The organism is Agrobacterium sp. Ap1 (assembly GCF_017313375.1).
GTDB classification, from domain to species: domain Bacteria; phylum Pseudomonadota; class Alphaproteobacteria; order Rhizobiales; family Rhizobiaceae; genus Neorhizobium; species Neorhizobium cellulosilyticum.
Window position 1 is genome coordinate 306,484 of record NZ_JAFLMY010000004.1, and the last position, 16,110, is coordinate 322,593.

General features: G+C 56.8%; 20 protein-coding genes and 4 tRNA genes. 5 read left to right on the forward strand and 19 right to left on the reverse strand.

Annotated elements, in window-relative coordinates; all coding sequences use genetic code 11:
- Positions 1-15 precede the first annotated feature (15 nt).
- From JZX87_RS10450 to gloA, 6 genes are all read right to left on the reverse strand, one after another.
- A tRNA-Glu gene (locus JZX87_RS10450) sits at positions 16-90 on the reverse strand.
- Positions 91-231: 141 nt separating this feature from the next.
- Positions 232-306, reverse strand: a tRNA-Glu gene (locus tag JZX87_RS10455).
- A gap of 141 nt (positions 307-447) precedes the next feature.
- A tRNA-Glu gene (locus tag JZX87_RS10460) sits at positions 448-522 on the reverse strand.
- Between the two features lie 141 nt (positions 523-663).
- Positions 664-738, reverse strand: a tRNA-Glu gene (locus JZX87_RS10465).
- 117 nt (positions 739-855) lie between these two features.
- Entirely contained in the window at positions 856-1,464 is a 609-nt protein-coding gene (locus JZX87_RS10470; protein WP_206825330.1) for a hypothetical protein, read from the reverse strand.
- Positions 1,465-1,591: 127 nt separating this feature from the next.
- Positions 1,592-2,032, reverse strand: a complete 441-nt coding sequence (gene gloA, locus JZX87_RS10475; protein ID WP_183822444.1) for a lactoylglutathione lyase — start codon at positions 2,030-2,032, stop codon at positions 1,592-1,594.
- Positions 2,033-2,227: 195 nt separating this feature from the next.
- On the opposite strand from gloA, the gene JZX87_RS10480 reads away from it, so the two are divergent.
- The 5 genes from JZX87_RS10480 to JZX87_RS10500 all read left to right on the forward strand — a co-directional run bounded on the left by JZX87_RS10480 (position 2,228) and on the right by JZX87_RS10500 (position 6,267).
- Positions 2,228-2,806, forward strand: a complete 579-nt coding sequence (locus JZX87_RS10480; RefSeq protein ID WP_148146447.1) for a cold-shock protein — start codon at positions 2,228-2,230, stop codon at positions 2,804-2,806.
- Between the two features lie 35 nt (positions 2,807-2,841).
- Positions 2,842-3,318, forward strand: a complete 477-nt coding sequence (locus JZX87_RS10485; protein WP_286194414.1) for a DUF192 domain-containing protein — start codon at positions 2,842-2,844, stop codon at positions 3,316-3,318.
- A 477-nt stretch (positions 3,319-3,795) separates the two neighbouring features.
- Positions 3,796-4,389 (forward strand): DUF4145 domain-containing protein, encoded by a 594-nt coding sequence (locus JZX87_RS10490; protein WP_206825331.1) that lies wholly within the window; start codon positions 3,796-3,798, stop codon positions 4,387-4,389.
- Positions 4,386-5,099, forward strand: coding sequence for a hypothetical protein (locus JZX87_RS10495; protein WP_206825332.1), 714 nt, complete (start codon positions 4,386-4,388; stop codon positions 5,097-5,099). Before JZX87_RS10490 ends, JZX87_RS10495 begins: the two co-directional genes overlap by 4 nt.
- A gap of 16 nt (positions 5,100-5,115) precedes the next feature.
- On the forward strand, positions 5,116-6,267 hold the full coding sequence (locus JZX87_RS10500; RefSeq protein ID WP_206825333.1) for a hypothetical protein: 1,152 nt from the start codon (positions 5,116-5,118) through the stop codon (positions 6,265-6,267).
- Between the two features lie 65 nt (positions 6,268-6,332).
- Here JZX87_RS10500 and JZX87_RS10505 read toward each other — a convergent pair whose 3' ends face one another.
- From JZX87_RS10505 to JZX87_RS10565, 13 genes are all read right to left on the reverse strand, one after another.
- Positions 6,333-6,677, reverse strand: coding sequence for a hypothetical protein (locus tag JZX87_RS10505; protein WP_206825334.1), 345 nt, complete (start codon positions 6,675-6,677; stop codon positions 6,333-6,335).
- Between the two features lie 39 nt (positions 6,678-6,716).
- Positions 6,717-7,526, reverse strand: a complete 810-nt coding sequence (locus JZX87_RS10510) for a hypothetical protein (protein WP_206825335.1) — start codon at positions 7,524-7,526, stop codon at positions 6,717-6,719.
- 333 nt (positions 7,527-7,859) lie between these two features.
- Entirely contained in the window at positions 7,860-10,520 is a 2,661-nt protein-coding gene (locus tag JZX87_RS10515; RefSeq protein ID WP_206825336.1) for a phage tail tape measure protein, read from the reverse strand.
- 11 nt (positions 10,521-10,531) lie between these two features.
- Positions 10,532-12,157 carry a terminase large subunit gene (locus JZX87_RS10520; RefSeq protein WP_206825337.1) on the reverse strand — a complete coding sequence of 542 codons (1,626 nt, stop codon included), beginning with the start codon at positions 12,155-12,157 and terminating at the stop codon, positions 10,532-10,534.
- Positions 12,157-12,540 carry a phage terminase small subunit P27 family gene (locus JZX87_RS10525; RefSeq protein WP_206825338.1) on the reverse strand — a complete coding sequence of 128 codons (384 nt, stop codon included), beginning with the start codon at positions 12,538-12,540 and terminating at the stop codon, positions 12,157-12,159. Before JZX87_RS10525 ends, JZX87_RS10520 begins: the two co-directional genes overlap by 1 nt.
- Entirely contained in the window at positions 12,537-12,851 is a 315-nt protein-coding gene (locus JZX87_RS10530) for a phage head closure protein (protein WP_206825339.1), read from the reverse strand. Before JZX87_RS10530 ends, JZX87_RS10525 begins: the two co-directional genes overlap by 4 nt.
- Positions 12,851-13,270: a DUF3168 domain-containing protein gene (locus JZX87_RS10535; RefSeq protein WP_206825340.1), complete on the reverse strand. Its 420-nt coding sequence runs from the start codon at positions 13,268-13,270 to the stop codon at positions 12,851-12,853. The genes JZX87_RS10530 and JZX87_RS10535 overlap by 1 nt, the downstream gene beginning before the upstream one ends.
- Complete coding sequence (locus JZX87_RS10540; RefSeq protein ID WP_206825341.1) at positions 13,267-13,698, reverse strand: HK97-gp10 family putative phage morphogenesis protein; 432 nt, start codon at positions 13,696-13,698, stop codon at positions 13,267-13,269. Before JZX87_RS10540 ends, JZX87_RS10535 begins: the two co-directional genes overlap by 4 nt.
- Complete coding sequence (locus JZX87_RS10545; protein WP_206825342.1) at positions 13,688-13,990, reverse strand: head-tail connector protein; 303 nt, start codon at positions 13,988-13,990, stop codon at positions 13,688-13,690. Before JZX87_RS10545 ends, JZX87_RS10540 begins: the two co-directional genes overlap by 11 nt.
- Positions 13,987-14,577 (reverse strand): hypothetical protein, encoded by a 591-nt coding sequence (locus JZX87_RS10550; protein ID WP_206825343.1) that lies wholly within the window; start codon positions 14,575-14,577, stop codon positions 13,987-13,989. The genes JZX87_RS10545 and JZX87_RS10550 overlap by 4 nt, the downstream gene beginning before the upstream one ends.
- A 1-nt stretch (position 14,578) precedes the next feature.
- On the reverse strand, positions 14,579-15,223 hold the full coding sequence (locus JZX87_RS10555) for a hypothetical protein (protein WP_206825344.1): 645 nt from the start codon (positions 15,221-15,223) through the stop codon (positions 14,579-14,581).
- Positions 15,172-15,516 (reverse strand): HNH endonuclease signature motif containing protein, encoded by a 345-nt coding sequence (locus JZX87_RS10560; RefSeq protein ID WP_206825345.1) that lies wholly within the window; start codon positions 15,514-15,516, stop codon positions 15,172-15,174. Before JZX87_RS10560 ends, JZX87_RS10555 begins: the two co-directional genes overlap by 52 nt.
- Positions 15,513-16,109, reverse strand: a complete 597-nt coding sequence (locus tag JZX87_RS10565; RefSeq protein WP_206825346.1) for a hypothetical protein — start codon at positions 16,107-16,109, stop codon at positions 15,513-15,515. Before JZX87_RS10565 ends, JZX87_RS10560 begins: the two co-directional genes overlap by 4 nt.
- Position 16,110: the final 1 nt, after the last annotated feature.

The following is a 16,110-nucleotide window of genomic DNA, read 5'->3' on the forward strand; positions in this document are numbered from 1 at the left end:
TTTTGGATAAGGAAGTGGCACGCCCTAGGGGAGTCGAACCCCTCTTTTCAGAATGAAAATCTGACGTCCTAACCGATAGACGAAGGGCGCGTGCGGTGAGCGCTCTCATAGGGGGGAAGAGGAGATATCGCAAGCGAAAAATGCGTGTCTTCGCCATCTTCTGCGGAAAAAAACAGAAATATCCACAAAACCGAATAGGCTCTTTTGAACAACGACTTGGCAGAGAGGAAGTGGCACGCCCTAGGGGAGTCGAACCCCTCTTTTCAGAATGAAAATCTGACGTCCTAACCGATAGACGAAGGGCGCGTGCTGTGGCGCCCTTATAGGGGCGTCGATTAAAGACCGCAAGCGCAAAAATGCACTTTTCAAAGGTCAAATTAAGAAAAATTCCAAACTGCCATCAGATGGTAATTGGGTAATTCTAACAATGACTTGGCGGAGGGGGAGTGGCACGCCCTAGGGGAGTCGAACCCCTCTTTTCAGAATGAAAATCTGACGTCCTAACCGATAGACGAAGGGCGCGTGCTGTGGCGCCCTTATAGGGGCGTCGATTAAAGACCGCAAGCGCAAAAATGCACTTTTCAAAGGTCAAATTAAGAAAAATTCCAAACTGCCATCAGATGGTAATTGGGTAATTCTAACAATGACTTGGCGGAGGGGGAGTGGCACGCCCTAGGGGAGTCGAACCCCTCTTTTCAGAATGAAAATCTGACGTCCTAACCGATAGACGAAGGGCGCGTGCTGAGGTGCCTTATAGAGAGGGGATTTCTTTCCCGCAAGCTGCAAAACGATGTTTTTTGCAAAAAAATGACAAGCGGTAAAAACTTGTATGAAACCAGAGAAGGGCTCGTGAAATCAGCAGCTTATCATGTTTCCATTGACGTCGTTGCCACAAGCGACGGGTGTGCCGGTGCTGAATACGCTGCGCGTCATTGCGTTCACGCCGCCAGCCGGCATGGCTCTTGCCGCAGGATAGGGGGAATCGAGCGCAGTCGAGCCGGTCGTCATTGTCGCCGCCATTTCCGGGCCAGCCGCCTGGGCGTGCCCTGAAAAGATGCTTGTATTGCCGGCACGCACGCCGGTCGGCTCGGTTACCGCGCCCGCGATCGATGCCTGAAGGGGCGAATAGGTCTGTGTCAGTGCGTTGTGGGTGGGCGTGCCGCCAGCAGTTGCCCGCATGCCCATAACCTGCGTTCCCTTCTGGGGGATCTTGCGGCCATGCGCGGTTGTCACCATCGGATCGACATAAGCGCTTTGGGAGCCTGTTGTCGCGGTCTCGCCCCTTGCGAGCATGTCGACCGCCGCCGCGGCGGTGTCCGCCTGGCCCGCATCATCTGCCTCGGCCACTTTTTTTGTCGTGGCGCAACTTCCGAGCAGGGTGATCAGAATTCCCGTCAACGCAATCTGCCTGATGACGGTGCCTGTGGCGGAACGGGGAAAATGGCTGGGAGATATGGTCGTCAACGCTCTGGCCTTCCGGCTGGTGAGAAAGATTGAAGCCGCGAATCGCGTAGCGTCAATCATCACCTTCAAGCTTGCGTGGACCCTGAGTGGTTGACGGCGACACGAAATGCGCCGCCGTCAAAAGTCATTACCAGCTGCCGATATTCGGCATCGAGGCCCATGGCTCAGCAACCGGAAGATTGCCGCCTTTTTGGAGAATTTCAAATGAAATGCCGTCGGGAGAACGTACAAAGGCCATGCGGCCTTCGCGCGGCGGCCGGTTGATGGTCACGCCGTTCTTCTGCAGATGCTCGCAATATTCATAGATATTGTCGACTTCGTAGGCGAGATGGCCGAAATTGCGGCCGCCCGTATAGTCCTCGGTGTCCCAGTTATAGGTGAGTTCCAGGCAAGGTGCCTGATTGGCTGTCGCCTGATCGATATCGTCGCTTGCCGCGAGGAAAACCAGGGTGAAACGGCCCTTTTCGTTTTCAATTCGGCGGACTTCTTTCAGGCCGAGCAGAGTTGTATAAAAATGAAGGGAGGCATCCAGGTCTTTGACCCGGACCATAGTGTGGAGATATCGCATTTGGATCCCTCGATTTAAGCGTTTTCGCCATCTTCGATATGGAACAGCCGCCAGCCTGGAGCAAGCCACCGCGAATAGAAAGGACGTGAATAAGAAGAACACGAGACTTGCGCTGGACGGTTGGCGCAATGTTAATCTATCCTCTAAGAATCAGTTAACCGTCATGTGTGGCGCGTAACCGAGGGGCCGACAGGTATGGCAGACAGAATGTCATCGAAGGGCATTGCCAGTTTCGAAGAATTTGCGGGTGAACCGGTTGATCTGATCGAGATCACCGGCGTCGTGAAATGGTTCGACGTGGCCAAGGGCTTCGGCTTCATCGTGCCGGACAACGGCATGCAGGACGTGTTGCTGCACGTGACCTGCCTGCGCCGCGACGGATACCAGACCATTCTCGAAGGCACACGCATCGTGGCGATGATCCAGCGACGCGATCGCGGCTATCAGGCCTTCCGCATCCTTTCCATGGACCAGTCGACGGCGGTTCATCCGTCGCAGATGCCGCCGGTACGCACCCATGTGCAGGTGACGGCGACGAGCGGTCTTGAACGCGCGCTGGTCAAGTGGTTCAACCGCACCAAAGGGTTCGGCTTCCTGACCCGCGGCGAGGGCACGGAAGATATCTTTGTTCACATGGAAACATTGCGACGCTTCGGCCTGACCGAGTTGAGGCCGGGTCAGGTCGTTCTGGTGCGCTTCGGGCCTGGCGACAAGGGGTTGATGGCAGCCGAAATCCATCCTGATAATGTCGTGCCCACAAACCGGTCGCATTGATGTTTGCAACAGTTCGGTCAGAAACCAGGAATATTATGAAAGGCGCCTTGATGGCGCTTTTCTTCGTTTTTGTTGCCGCCGGTGCATCATCGCAGACGGCGCAGGCGCAACAGGATGTGGTTTTTCCACGATCCGAGCTGTCCATTCGCACCGCCGGCGGCAAGACTTATCCTTTCACAATCGAACTCGCGCTCAACGACGCGCAACGCGAACGCGGCCTGATGTTCCGCAAGCAGATGGACACCAATCACGGCATGCTCTTCGATTTCGGAGCGGAGCGTCAGGTGTCCATGTGGATGGAGAATACGGTTCTGGCGCTCGATATGGTCTTCATCCGGACCGACGGCTCGATCTCACATATCCGCGAAAACGCAGTCCCTTTTTCTCGCGACATCATCGATTCGCGCGGCCCGGTGAAATACGTGCTGGAACTCAATGCCGGCCGCACCAGAGCCCTTGGCATCAAGGTCGGCGACAAGGTAATCGGCAAGCCTTTGCACAATGGCGGCTGACTGCGGAGTTTGCGGAAACCGCTTTAAAAATCCATCGTGAGCGCAACTTAAGTACAGTCAACACAACGAGTTGCGGCTGTTTAGCAACAAAACGTATTGAGATGAGCGCCTAAGCGCTTCAGAACAGATGCTTTTTTGGGAAATAAATGGTCGGAGTGGAGAGATTCGAAATCAGCTAGACATTTGAATTTCAACGACTATTTCGACCGTTTTGTAAGCTTGTAATGCTCGCCTATTTGTAACGAACGTGATCCTCTATATCCAACATTGAGTTCCGTTTGCAAGGACGCAGAGGGCGTCGGCGACGTTTTCGCTTTTGAGCGATGTGGATAATTACCTCTGATTGAAATTGGATCTGGAAGCGGCTCAGAGCTTGCAGTCAAATGAGCCTCATCATCAACGGCGATTCGGCTCATGGCGCACCTCATAAGAAAATGTGTTCGATGTGGCATTACATCTCAACTGGATGCAGTCGCGATGGCGAACATCGATGGACTCAATGCAGAGGTCTTTTTCATATGCAAGGCGTGTGGCAAGGGTAGTATCTACCAAGGCCAACCTGCCAGCCACATTAGTAACGTGACCGGCGAACTCGACAGGGGACGTTATTTCGACCAGCAGGCAATAATTGCGCTTCCGGACTACCCCATAATGTCCGAAGATATCCCCGATCGCGTTCGGGACCTCTTCCGGCAAGCTGTTCGTTGCCGACAGTTGTCGTTGTTTGATGCCGCCGGCGCGATGTTCCGCAAGACGATCGATGTCGCGACCAAGGAAATTTACACGAATGATCCGCGATTGTCTGGAAAAAAGGCCGCTGACGCACCAAGGGCTAGAGTCGTTGCTCTAGGACAACTTAAGGTGCTCGACGAGGATATCGTCGAATTGGCTGACGTTGCATTGATGGACGGCAACGATGCGGCTCATGATGTCGATCCTTACACGTCGATTGAAGCGGAAGCCCTTCAAGATTTGACGGACGATTTGCTTGATCGACTTTTTGTGAAGCCCGCACGTATAGCCCGGGTTAAAGCGAAGCAGATAGAATCTGGTCAAAGGCGGGCGCAATGATAGGCGATGAAGGTTTCAAAGCGGCAACTGAGATCGCAAAAACAACCGGCAAAGCTATTGATGTAGGAGAGAAAAGCGGGCGCTATCTTGCTGAGATTTTTCAAGAGGCAATTGCAGCATACGCCGGCGCAGCTGCCGATTCCGCTGTAGGCTTCCGTATTAGAAACCGCGCGTCTGTAGCAGTTAAGACCGAAAAGCATCTTAGTGCTTTGGGATTGGATGCAACCTTTCTGACTTTGGATGAGCGTGCAGCAATCCCGTTAGTTGATGCCCTATCGCTGGAAAGCGATGATGGCCTTCAGGATTTGTGGGCCGCATATATCTCGAATGCTGTTGATCCAGTGAACAAATCAATAGGCGTGACTGCGCTAATCACACACGCAATAAGTAAGCTTGAGCCGGAAGATAAGGCCGTGCTGGATCGTCTATTCGAGCTTGATCTTGAAGAAATGCGTCAAAAACCAATCAAACTCCGAGCGACCGATTTTTCAGTATCGCCGGAGGGCTTGAACTTTTCCCTCGCTAGATTTGTCGCCATCGGGCTTTTCGCATGTGACAACTCCGGTAGTGTCGGTTTCGCGGCAAGTGAAGCCCATCGGATGCCGTGTAATGTCGAAATCTACACGTCGATAGGATGGTTTCAGGCGCTTCCTCTGCTTCTGATGTTCAAGCACTCCATAATGCGTTCCAAACTATCAAAGGTCGGTTGAGCATCCAAGGACGATCATGAAAGCGGAAGTTCTGCAGAGCTTATTGGTGGCTCGAACACTTTACGATCAAGCCAGATCCCTACTTCACTCTGATAACAAATACGCGACCTCGGCTGCTCTTGTGATCCTGCAAGATGCGGTTGAGTTAATAATGAAGGCCGCTCTGATCGAGAAAGAGGTGGACGAGGTTAAGAGCTTCGAAAAGTCGACCTTCGACGAGATCATGGCGTTCCTTCGCGATAATGGCGTTGCGGTAAAGAAGACCGGCACGTTGAAGGCGATGAATAAGGAGCGAGTGATCGTTAAGCACTATGGTCAGCTCGCGGAGCAGGCGAGTGTGAGGAACTACTTCGACGCTTGTGAGGTGGCCACCAAAGGTATTTTGCAGGAAGTCTTCGGAAAATCCCTGCACGAGATCTATCAGAGCGAACTCATAACGAGTGCTGAGATACGGGACCACTTAGCATCCGCCGAAAAAGATATAGCAAACGGTAAGATATCAGACGCATTGCTTCGGATAAGAATGGCTATTTTTATAGCCATTGAGCAGGATTATGATATCGCGAAATGGGCTAATCCAGATAAGATCAATGACCTTACCATATGGATTGGGCGGGGAAACTCCGCGCCATATCACACCAAGGATTCTGCTTGGATCGCCCAGAACGTGAAAGAGCCTTTCGATTTCATCCAGATGAATTACGAAAAGATCAAAATTGATCTTCTCGAATGGGGTGTGAACACCCAGGACTTTTGGAATATCTGGCGGCTAACTCCCCGCGTCTATCGTGCAGAAGATTCAAATCATTGGAGCATCAGCACCTTCGAGTTACAAAGTGACTTTCGGGCGAATGTGGAGAACGCGCAGTATTGCCTAGACCGCGCCATAAACCTTGTCCTTAAGAAGCAACATCACCATTCGGTGACTCGCTTTATGCCGTTCGATCAGCCTAAGCGCCAACTCGTGATCCAGCAGGACACGCCGCGATTGTTGAAGGCAAGTAGCGATGCGCAGGTTGCTAAGATCGCTGCGGCCGGTGAGAAGCTTCTCTTCACAAGGTGGCTCAATGGACTTGATGGTCGTAACTATTTCCAAATTCAGCCCGACTATGCTTCAAATGACTGGTCGTCTCACTACGTTAATGCGGATCACTGCGGCCCTGTTTGAGAAAAAGCCTACCGGCTAACACCGGTAGGCTCTAGAAATCTGCCCTCAATCTACGGCGTGATCCCCTATGCGCCGCGCTCTGCTTTGATCATCGCATCAATGTCCAAGATGCAGAGGTTCGGCCGTTCAAAGGTCGGACGCGCCGGCGCTTCGAGATTGGCGTCGCTGTAGCTGGCGAGAACCGTTTCGGGCCAAATCCCGGCAACTTCGCCAAGAGCAATCTTGAAGGCGTCGGTGTCCTTCGAGACATATGCGTCGGTTGAAGCGGCGAGCAGTGCGTTGAGCAGCCGGGAGTAGGTCGAGCTGTCGAGAATGAATTGCGGCATGTAATACGTGTCCCATGATGAGTAATGTTTACGAACGGAATCATCGCTCATGCTGAGAATCTTGGCAAGCGCCAAAATAGACAAATAATCATAGATATCAAATAGTTATAAGTCAATTTTGACTTACCGGGAAGCCCTGCGCGCTGCCTTTTGTCGCTGAAGGCTCGCCTCATATTCGGCCTTTGCGCCGGCACGGGTCGCATTGCACTGGTAGAAGAGCTTATCGGTGCCGACCGCTTCGGCTGTCTCATGGAAGGCCTTTGCCATGTAAGCTGTCCATCCGGTCGCACTCCAAAGCCGGCGCGTATCGGTCTGACGTCCAGAGGCAGAACCCTCAATTTTCCCGCCCGCGCTCTTCAGCGCGTCGCGGAAACCCTTCCACTCGCCACGTTCAACAGTGGCAATGCCATGAGCATGAAGCTTGCCGGTCGGGCTGATCTCCAATGCGAGCGAGATCGGCACGGCGCGGCCGAGCTTCGATCTGCAAGCTTTGTTGACGGCATCGGCAAGCGCCTTCGCCGGACGATCCGACTTCAGGTATCGCGCCAGCTTCTCCCGTGTCAGGTTCAAGGTGAAGGCGAGGGACTCGGAGCGGAAAGCATGATCAAGGGTGAGCCGCTTCTTCTCGTCGCCGGGAAGTCCATCCCAACGGACAGTTTTCTTGTTCGCTGCTTTTGCCTTGTCGTTCTTCCGATCGATGAAGGCTTTCGTTCCTTTAGCCTTCTCACCTAGGCGTTCGAACCATGAGGTGATGAAAGGTAATTGAAGATCATAGTGGGTATGGCGGTTGCCATATACTACACCCTCATTCGCAAGGGTGGCCGGAAGCCCATGCGAGATAGGGGATTGAGGCACATTTGCAGAGGTCGGTTTTGCTGCAAAATTCTCGTTTTTGCGCGACGCCGAAATGCTTGATATGTCAGCACTAGACAAGCATTCGCATTGACTTCCGCGAGGGAAATCGTAATATATACACATTAGACACACCTTGTAGGGCCGATTTTCGTTGGAAGCGGATCGGCCCTATATTTTTGTTTATGACTGATGATTGTATCAGGTCAATTTTTTACTCTCAACAGCGATGATTGTCTAATGTCTATCGATTTTAGACATTAGACAGGCGCGATTGTTACTTTCTGTATTGACCGGTGGATCTGAGCATGTGAGAATCTTGCTATCAAAGGGACCGCACTTTCGCTGCCTCTTCCATCTAGCAAAATTGATTGTGAAACGCCGGTAGCCGCTCCTGACTGCCGGCGTTTTGCGTTATCGGCCTTTTCCGGCGCTCAACAGATTCCCCGGACGCATTTGGCGCGAGAGCTCATCAACGATCACGCCGCGCATCGTCGCCTCGATCTGGCTGGAAACCTGCTTCGCGAGGTCAGCGTTCTGTTCGGGTGTCCCGCCGTTGGCGTTGACCGTGACAGGCGCGGAAATGGTGATGGTTTGTGAGGCCGGCGTGGCATTCCCGTTCGCCGGTCTGAGGTCTGGCGAGCGGAGTGTCGGGGCGCTCCCGTGATATCCCCCTTCTGCATAACCCTTTCTGCCAAGGCGCATTGCCTCAACCGTTTCGACACCACCCGCTCGCCGGACGTCTGCCTGCGACCAAACAACCTCGCCTCTGTGAACCACGCCTGCCGGCTGATACTTTCCGCCGTCGCCGGTATAACCACCATCGGCAAAGCCAAACATTGCGCCAAGCAGGCCGCTACCTGCGCCACCGAACAAGCCGGACAGCGGACCCTTGCCGAGAAGCGCCGCCTGAAGCGTGGCGTCGATCAGCGAATTGAGCAGGCTTTGAACCGCGCCCTCAAGCGTCTGCGTGCCGGTGAGCAGGCCGGACAGCGACGAGGTGAAGCTTTCGGCGAAATACTGCTGGGCGTTCTTCAGTCCTTCCGACGACGCGGCGACCTTCTGGTTTTCGCCGTCAAGCTGAGCCGTGAGCGTGATCTTCTCACGGATCGCGGCAAGCTCCTGCGCATCGAGGGTGATGCCGTTCCGTTTGGCTTCCTGCTGTGCCTGATAGACAGCAAGCTCGACACGCTGCTGCGATGCCGACATGCTGGAAATCGACTGTTCGAAACGGGCAAGGTCCAAGCCTTCCTGCACCGATTGGTTCAAGCTCTTCCTTGCCGCGTCCTGCTGCTTGAGCAGTTCGGTGCGCTGGCGTTCGCTATCAGTCGGCGCGAGTGGCTGGGCTGCGGTCGGCGTGCCGTTGTAGGCATTGCGGATACTGCCATCATCAACACGTTTGAGGCCGGTCCATTCCTGCCGAAGCGCTACCGGGTCGCTGCCACGGCGGCGAAGCAGGGCGCGGGCAAGTTCGTCCTGGGTGGCCTCATCATAGAGGCGATCACCGGACAGGCCGAGTTCCTTCATCAAGCCTTCAAGCGTTGCACCCGTAATCTGGTAGCGGCCGAGGGCCGAAGAACCGCGGCCTTCACCATAGAGGGCGCGGTTCGCCGGATCGGCGAGCATCTGCCGCTGAAGGGCGCGAACCTGATTCAACGTCATGCCGGTGAGGTTCTGTGCGCCACCTGTCCAGCGGCCATTGTCGAGGGTGGCGTTATAATCCCCGCCGCTTTCGACGCTTGCGATAAGGTCGAGAATATTATCGTGCTTGCCGAACTTGGCGATGCTCTTGGCACGGTTCGCAAGATCGGTCGCACTCATGACTTCGCCCATCGTGCGGGCATTACCGACGGCGCGCTGATACGCGGCATCAATGCCGTTCGACGTCGCGAGGCTATCCAGTTCGGCCTTCAGGTCCGGCACGAGGTTCTTCAGTTCGGTGAGCGCCGTTTTGAAGTTGGTGGCTGCGGTGACGTTGCCGCCGAAGGAACCGGACAGGCTGTTGCTCGCTGCGGACAGTTCCTTGAGCGCCTGCTTGAATTCATCGCTGCCGCCTGTGACTTCGTGGATCTGCTCATCGACGGCAGAAAGGGACGCGCGAAGCTGCCGAAGCTCGGCTTCCTTCAAGACGTTGAACGGGTTGGCCACTGTCTCTGCGATCTGGCGTTCGATACGGGCGCGCCGCTCCTGAAGCCGGGCAAGCTGACGCTCCGGGCTGTTGGCGTCGGCGATGGCACGGTCGCGCGCACCGCCTGAAGGATCGTTGATGAAGCCGATGATGCTAGAGGCGACGTTGACGCCTTCGATTGCCGCCTGCTTGGCATAGACCGTGAAATTCCGCCACATGGTCGAGAACTCGCGGTCAATCTTCTGCGCGGCTGCGATCTGCTCTTCGGTGAAGGTCGCGGCCTCGCTGCGCATGTTCTGGATTTCGGTGACGGACAGGCCGAGAATCTTGGCAAGCTCTTCCGCGCCAGTGCCGCCGAACACCTCATCGAGAATGCGCGTCTGTGCCGCCCTGTCCATCGTCTGAAGCTTGGCGATGATCTCATCCATGAACCGGCTAGGGTCTTGGAGCTTCGCAGCAACGTCTGCGGCGCTGTAGCCGAGACGCTGGAAAGCCTCTTCGGCGCTGCCCTTGCCGGTTCGGGCAAGCTCATCTCCCCGAATATTGAGCTCTTTCAAGGCATCCGTCACGCCGTCGATGCTCATGCCGGTGGCGGTCGCAACATAGGTCCATTGCCGCCAGACTTGAGCCGAGACGCCAGCCTTGCGCGCTTCGCGATCCACTTCGGCAACGGTGTCGGCGATCTGCTTCAGGGCGATGGCAGCGCCACCGACGCCTGCAACAACCGCACCACCGCGCATCAATGGAGCGAACATGCTTTCGAGCTTGCCGGCGATGGAAGCCGAGGCATTGCCAAGCGAGCGTTCCATGCTCTGGGCAGACTGCTTGGCGCGACCTTCCATCTTGCGGAAGTTGTCATTGGTCGCCTTCGTTGCGCGGCCCATGTCCTTCTCATACTTGTTAAGCCGGGCCTCAAGGCTCACGACAAGACGCTGTGTGTCGTCCATTCCAATAATTCCTATGCTGCTTCTGACCAAAGGCGGTCGAGGTCGTCGGGGTCCATGTCGAGAATTGAGCGTCGGCAATCGTTCGCTGCGGCGCGCGACACGGCCATCGCAGCGGCAACCGCGCCGTCGATGCGGTCGGTTTTCTTGCCCTTGTGCATCCGCACGAGGCCGGTGTCGTTGCGGCTGGCGACGACGCTATCGAAGTGATGGCGAAGAACCGGGTGGCCGTTGTGGCGAATGTTCAAGCCGTTGACGACGCGCTCAAGCGTGCCGATGGCCGGTCCCATTGTCAGCGGGCCTTGCCGCATCTCGATTGCCGGCAAGCCATCATCGTGAAGGCGCTGCATCGTCATGCGGGCAAGGTGCGGGTCGAAGGCGATTTCCTGCACATTGTCGTTGTCGGCACAAATTTCGCGAATGTGCCGCTCGACCGCTTCCGGTTCGATCACCGGGCCGTCGATAGCGGTGATGAGGCCTTCGTCGCGCCATTGCTCGTAAGGCACGCCGTCACGTTCGGATCGGCCCTTGAGATCGTCGGCCGGCACAAAGAACCAAGGATGGACGGTGATGCGACCATCGTCATGTCTCCATGCGGCGACAATCGCGGTCAGATCGCCGTTCACTGACATATCGACGCCGAGGAAGCAGGGCAGCGGCGCGAGGTCGACAAGGTCGAAGTGCGGGTCGCGGCCGGCATCATATGTCGCCATGTCGAACAGCGGATCGCGGGAATGGGCCTGCCAGATATTCAGGTTGAACTGCTGGAACGCGAAGCGCTCGGCGGGCCGGTCGGCTGCTTCCTTCGCAGCGGTGCGCAGAGCGTTCAGGTTCGGGAAGCCGTGAGCAAGGCCGGGATTGCAGCGATGCCAAACGGCCTCATCCTGCCAATCGTCGCCGGGTGCCGCTTCGAAGATAATCGGCAGGTATGCCGGATTGTCGATCTCGCCGAGTGCGACCTTCCGGGCATAATCGTATTCGGTGAAGCCGAGATTTTCCGAGCCGCGCCCGGCCGTCGTGGCGATCACCATGAGCGTGCCGCTGGTCTTCACCATGCCAGACTTTAGCGCTTCCCAAAGATCGCGGCCTTTCCAGACGTGGATTTCGTCCACGAGAACGAATGCGGGCGTCTTGCCGTGCTGGGCCGCGCCATCGCTGGAAATGGCCTGAAGTTCGACGCCTTCAGATTTGAGGGCGATTTTCTTGGCGCTGTTATGGGCGTCATAGATGCGGGTAGCGGCGACAAGGCGCTTATCCATGCGGACGATGTTTGCTGCTTCCTTGAAGCCAAGCCCGGCTTGCTCGCGGTCGGATGCGGCAAAGATCACCTGTCCGGCCGGCACACGTTCCGGGCCGATGGTATGGAGCAACGCGAGGGCTGCGGCGAGGCTGGTCTTACGGTTGCCGCGCGGGATCATCCAGAAGACAGTTTCGACAATGCGCCGGCCGTCTGGGTGGCGAGGCCCATAAATGCGCCGGACAATCCTTTCCTGCCAGTCGTGAAGCTGGAACGCGGATTTCGGCGCTGTGCTGTTCGGGTGCTTGAGCAGCCGAAGGAATTTCACAGCACGCTCACCGTAGCCGAACGGGTCAGGAATGTCGCTGCCGTCAAAGATCCAATCGGGATAGGTGCTTGCCATCACTGCACCATCAGCGGGTTATCGCTACCGTCGTCATCGGCTGCGGTGCCGACACGAGCGCGGGAGACTGGCGAGAGGCCATATTCTGCGGCAAGCTGCCGGGCCGTCTGCATGGCGCGGTTCTGCATTCCGAAGAATGTCTTGTCCAAGCCGGACGTGCGGAAGACAGCTTCGATCTCGCGGACACGGCCCACGGCGACGCAATAGTTTTCAACGCCCGTCAGGTCGGCTTTGGTGATAATCCGATCTTCGATGAGGCGGGGCATGATCCGCTTCCACTCGGCGCGCGCCTCATCGGTCATCCATTTCGGTGCCGAGGGTGCTTTCGTCAGTGGGGCGCGGTCTGGCGTAAGCATAGGCTTCACGCCGCGAAGGTGTGTCATGACGTGGCGACCGCCCTAAGCTCAAGGCCGCGCCGTCTGCCGATTTCGGTGACTTCCTTCAGGTCATGGGCCTTGCCGGCATAGGTCACGCGGTCGGCTGTGGTGATGCCCGGCAGATAGCGGATGCGGAAAATGATGGTGCCGCTTTCGGCCTCGCCGAAGCCAGACAGAAATTCAGTCGCGGATTGCTGCACGATCTCGGCGCGCACGGTGTCAATATTCGCCCAGGCGGAAACCGAACTGCGGTTTTCGTTCAAGGTCGTGGTCAGGCGGTCAATCGAGATTACGCGGTTAAGCTGGCCGGCACGCATTAGACGGTCCACCGCATGACGGCTTCCACGGTCATGACGCCGTGGGTGTAAGACTGTGCCGGGTTCGGGTCACGCATCCACGAGATAGAGGGAAGACCAAACTCATCGATGGCGAAATCTTCGGCTTCCGGTGGCTGCTTCAGGGCATTCATAACCGCAAAGCCGATGGCTCTGGCCGTGTCCGCGCCGTCTTCGACGGCCCAAATGTGGATGGTCAGGAAGACGCGAGCGACATACTGCGAACCGGACGCATTGCCGAGAAAGATCGTCTGACCGTTACCCATGAGGATGCAAGGGAAGTCGTCAGGTCGCATCGGCCCGCCGCGAATGTTGGCAGGGTCAACGTGGTCGGTCACTGCCGATGTAGCGGCGAGCCGGTTGCCGATGGCAGCCTGAAGGGCGAGTGTCGGTTCGATCATTGCTTATTCCATGCGTCTTTGACGGCCTTCTTCGTGGCCCGATTGATGCGGTTTTGAAGGCGTTTGCGAAGCAGGCGAAGCGCCGGCCAAAAGAAGGGTTGGGCGTCAGCTTCGAACGTGCCGTATTCGACAAGGTGCGCGTAACGGACATCGGAGTTTCCGGCCGTGACGATGACTTCTGTCTCGCCGGCCACACGCGAACCGCCCGGCTGCGAATATGCCGGCGTGGATTGGCCGGGCATGGTCACGGCGATGCTGTCGATGAGCGCGCCGGTATCGCGAGACGTTTCGGCGAGAAGTTTCTGGTGGTGAGCAAGTTCTTCGCCGGACTTTTTCAGCGCCGGCATGATGGCCTCACGAGGTGCGCGGCGGGCGCGATCCATCGCGGCAAGCGTTTTTGCGAGGCCGTTGTCGGTCTTATTCGCCATTGCCGAACCAATCATCACGGTAGGAATTGGCGATATTCGTCACGCCGAGCGGGGCGAATTGCATGGAAATGCCGGCTGCGATGGCCTCGCGCTGCTCATAATAATAGGCGGTGAGCAGAAGCGCGGCGCGCTTCAGGTCAGCCGGGACAGGATCGAAATCGGCGATCGGCTTGCCGATGAAGTTGCCAAGCCAAGCGTCTGCGGCCTCGATGTAGAAGGAAATCAGCTCATCGTCGGTCGTGCCGTCGATGTTCATGTGTGATTTCGCGAGCGAAAGAGTGACGCTGCTCATGCGTTTTCGACCTTTCCAGAAAAAGTTATATTCGGCGTCTCTTGCACGGTGCTCCCCGCGCCGGTCCCCTCAACGGGCATAAAGTCGGAAGACACCCCCGGCGTGCCATGCAGGCAGGTGGTGAGGGTGTCGGCAACGCTCCAACCGGCATTGAGTCTGCAATGGATAGTGGCAGGCTTCAGGCCCGTGATGACTGCCCACTGAGACAGTGGTAGCGATCGTCCTTCGAATTCGAGGATGACGGGTCGTCGGCCGACGTTGACAGCTTTGCCTTTAGCCACTGATGCCTCAAGAGAGCCAAAGCGCTCGATGCGCGATGCAAGGCCATCACGGGTAAGGCCGAGATGATTGGCCCACTGCGCGAAGGTGCGGGTCACGCCATTGATGGTATGTGTCGCCGGTGGCCTGCCGGAGAAAATAAAGCTCGACTTGACAGGCTGTTTCTTGTCTTTGATCCAAGCGCGAACCAGTTGCCGTTCCTGCTTTCGGCATTTTTTCGAGTAAGCGAGGGCGCGCTGAAGGGCGGCTCGTGACGCGGCTTCGAATTCCTGCTTGTCGATCTGGCGGGCGTGCGCGTCGCTAGACATGTTACGCTGCCGTTCTGCCGGTCAATTGAAACGCGCCATCGAGCGGGATGCGTGCCAGTGCCAAGACCGCGAGCCGCTTTTCGGATTTGAAGTTGCCATCGATCTCTTCGACGGTCGCACCTTCACCCGGAACAACTTCGATCTGGTCCGCACCGGATTGCCGCAGTGTGCAGTAAAAGTGTGAGGCAAGACCGTTCGGAACGGTGATCTTGCAGCCTTGAGTGAAGCTAAGCAGAATTCCCCAGTCTTCATTCGTCAGCAAGTGGGTGGCTGTTTCCACCGTCTTGATTGCGAGATTTTCCGGGATCAAAGAGCCGATAGCAGTCCGAACAACGACTACCTGCGTTGCTTCGGATTTAACTGGCATGATCCAGAGCTTAACCTTGGACCTTGGATCGAAAGAAAAATTCCGCTCAAGCGGGTTGTAGTCCTGCGACACAATGAAGGCGCTGGTGTTCACCTCCGGCTCGCTATTGCCGAAGTGCAGTTTCAGCGCCTTCGCGTCCTGGTTCTGAATGAAAAGGCTCTGATGCTCGTCCGAAACCTGTGTCCAGACTTGGGGCGGGCAAGCGACAGTGATAGTTTCGGTGTCCATTACGTAGATCTTTCTTGGCGTTGCTTGATGGAGTTGTGGCAGGGCGCGCAAAGGGGTTGCCAGTTCGTCCGGCTCCAAAAGAGATTGCGGTCGCCACGGTGCGCGATGATGTGATCCACGACGGAAGCGGGCTTGCCGCAACCGGGCATGGCGCAATAGGGATAAGCCGCGAGGTATTCGACCCGGGCTTTGCGCCATTCATGGTTATAGCCACGAGCGCGGGCAGGAGGCCGGCGTGCGTCATGGCGTTGGTTACGCTCGCGGGTGAGGGTGCGCTGGCACTCACAAAGAACGCCATGCGGCACGACGCGGCCACAAGAGCAGATGCGGGGCGGTTTGCTCATCGGCCATGCCTCCTGATGCTGCCGCGAAGGGATTCGAGGGCGTTGCGGTCAAAGCTGGCGTCGGGGTCTGATGCGACAGCCTGCTTCTCCTGTTGGTCGTTGCTGCCGTGGATAGCCTTCAGTTTTGCGATGAGGGCCGCATGAGCGCGGTCGATCTCGGTCGGCGTAGCGTTCCACGACTGTTCGGGCGTCCAGCCAAGCCAGCCGGTCGCGTGCTCGAAGAGCGCTGCATAGTAATCGGCCCACGCCAGCGGCTTGCCGGGATTGCTGGCAGGCTTCGCGTTTGGTGCCGGTGCCGGCGTCAACATGCTGACGAGCTGATAGAGCGGTGATTGCACGCTGTTGAAGAATGGGGAAAGCGACCTTCCCATATTTGCCGCAAGGAAGGCCGCTGCACCCTGCCGTGTGATGGAGCACGTCAGGATGATCTCTGAAACTATCGTGAGGTCACATTCGTCCAGTGCGCGGAAGAGCGCCGGGAAGCCATAGCGAGCCTCAAGGGTGGCAGCGGCTCGCAAGGAAGGGCGAAGCGTCACGGTGCTGCCACCATGCGCAATCGTCACTTCCTCATATGCGGGCCGCTGGTGCGTCATG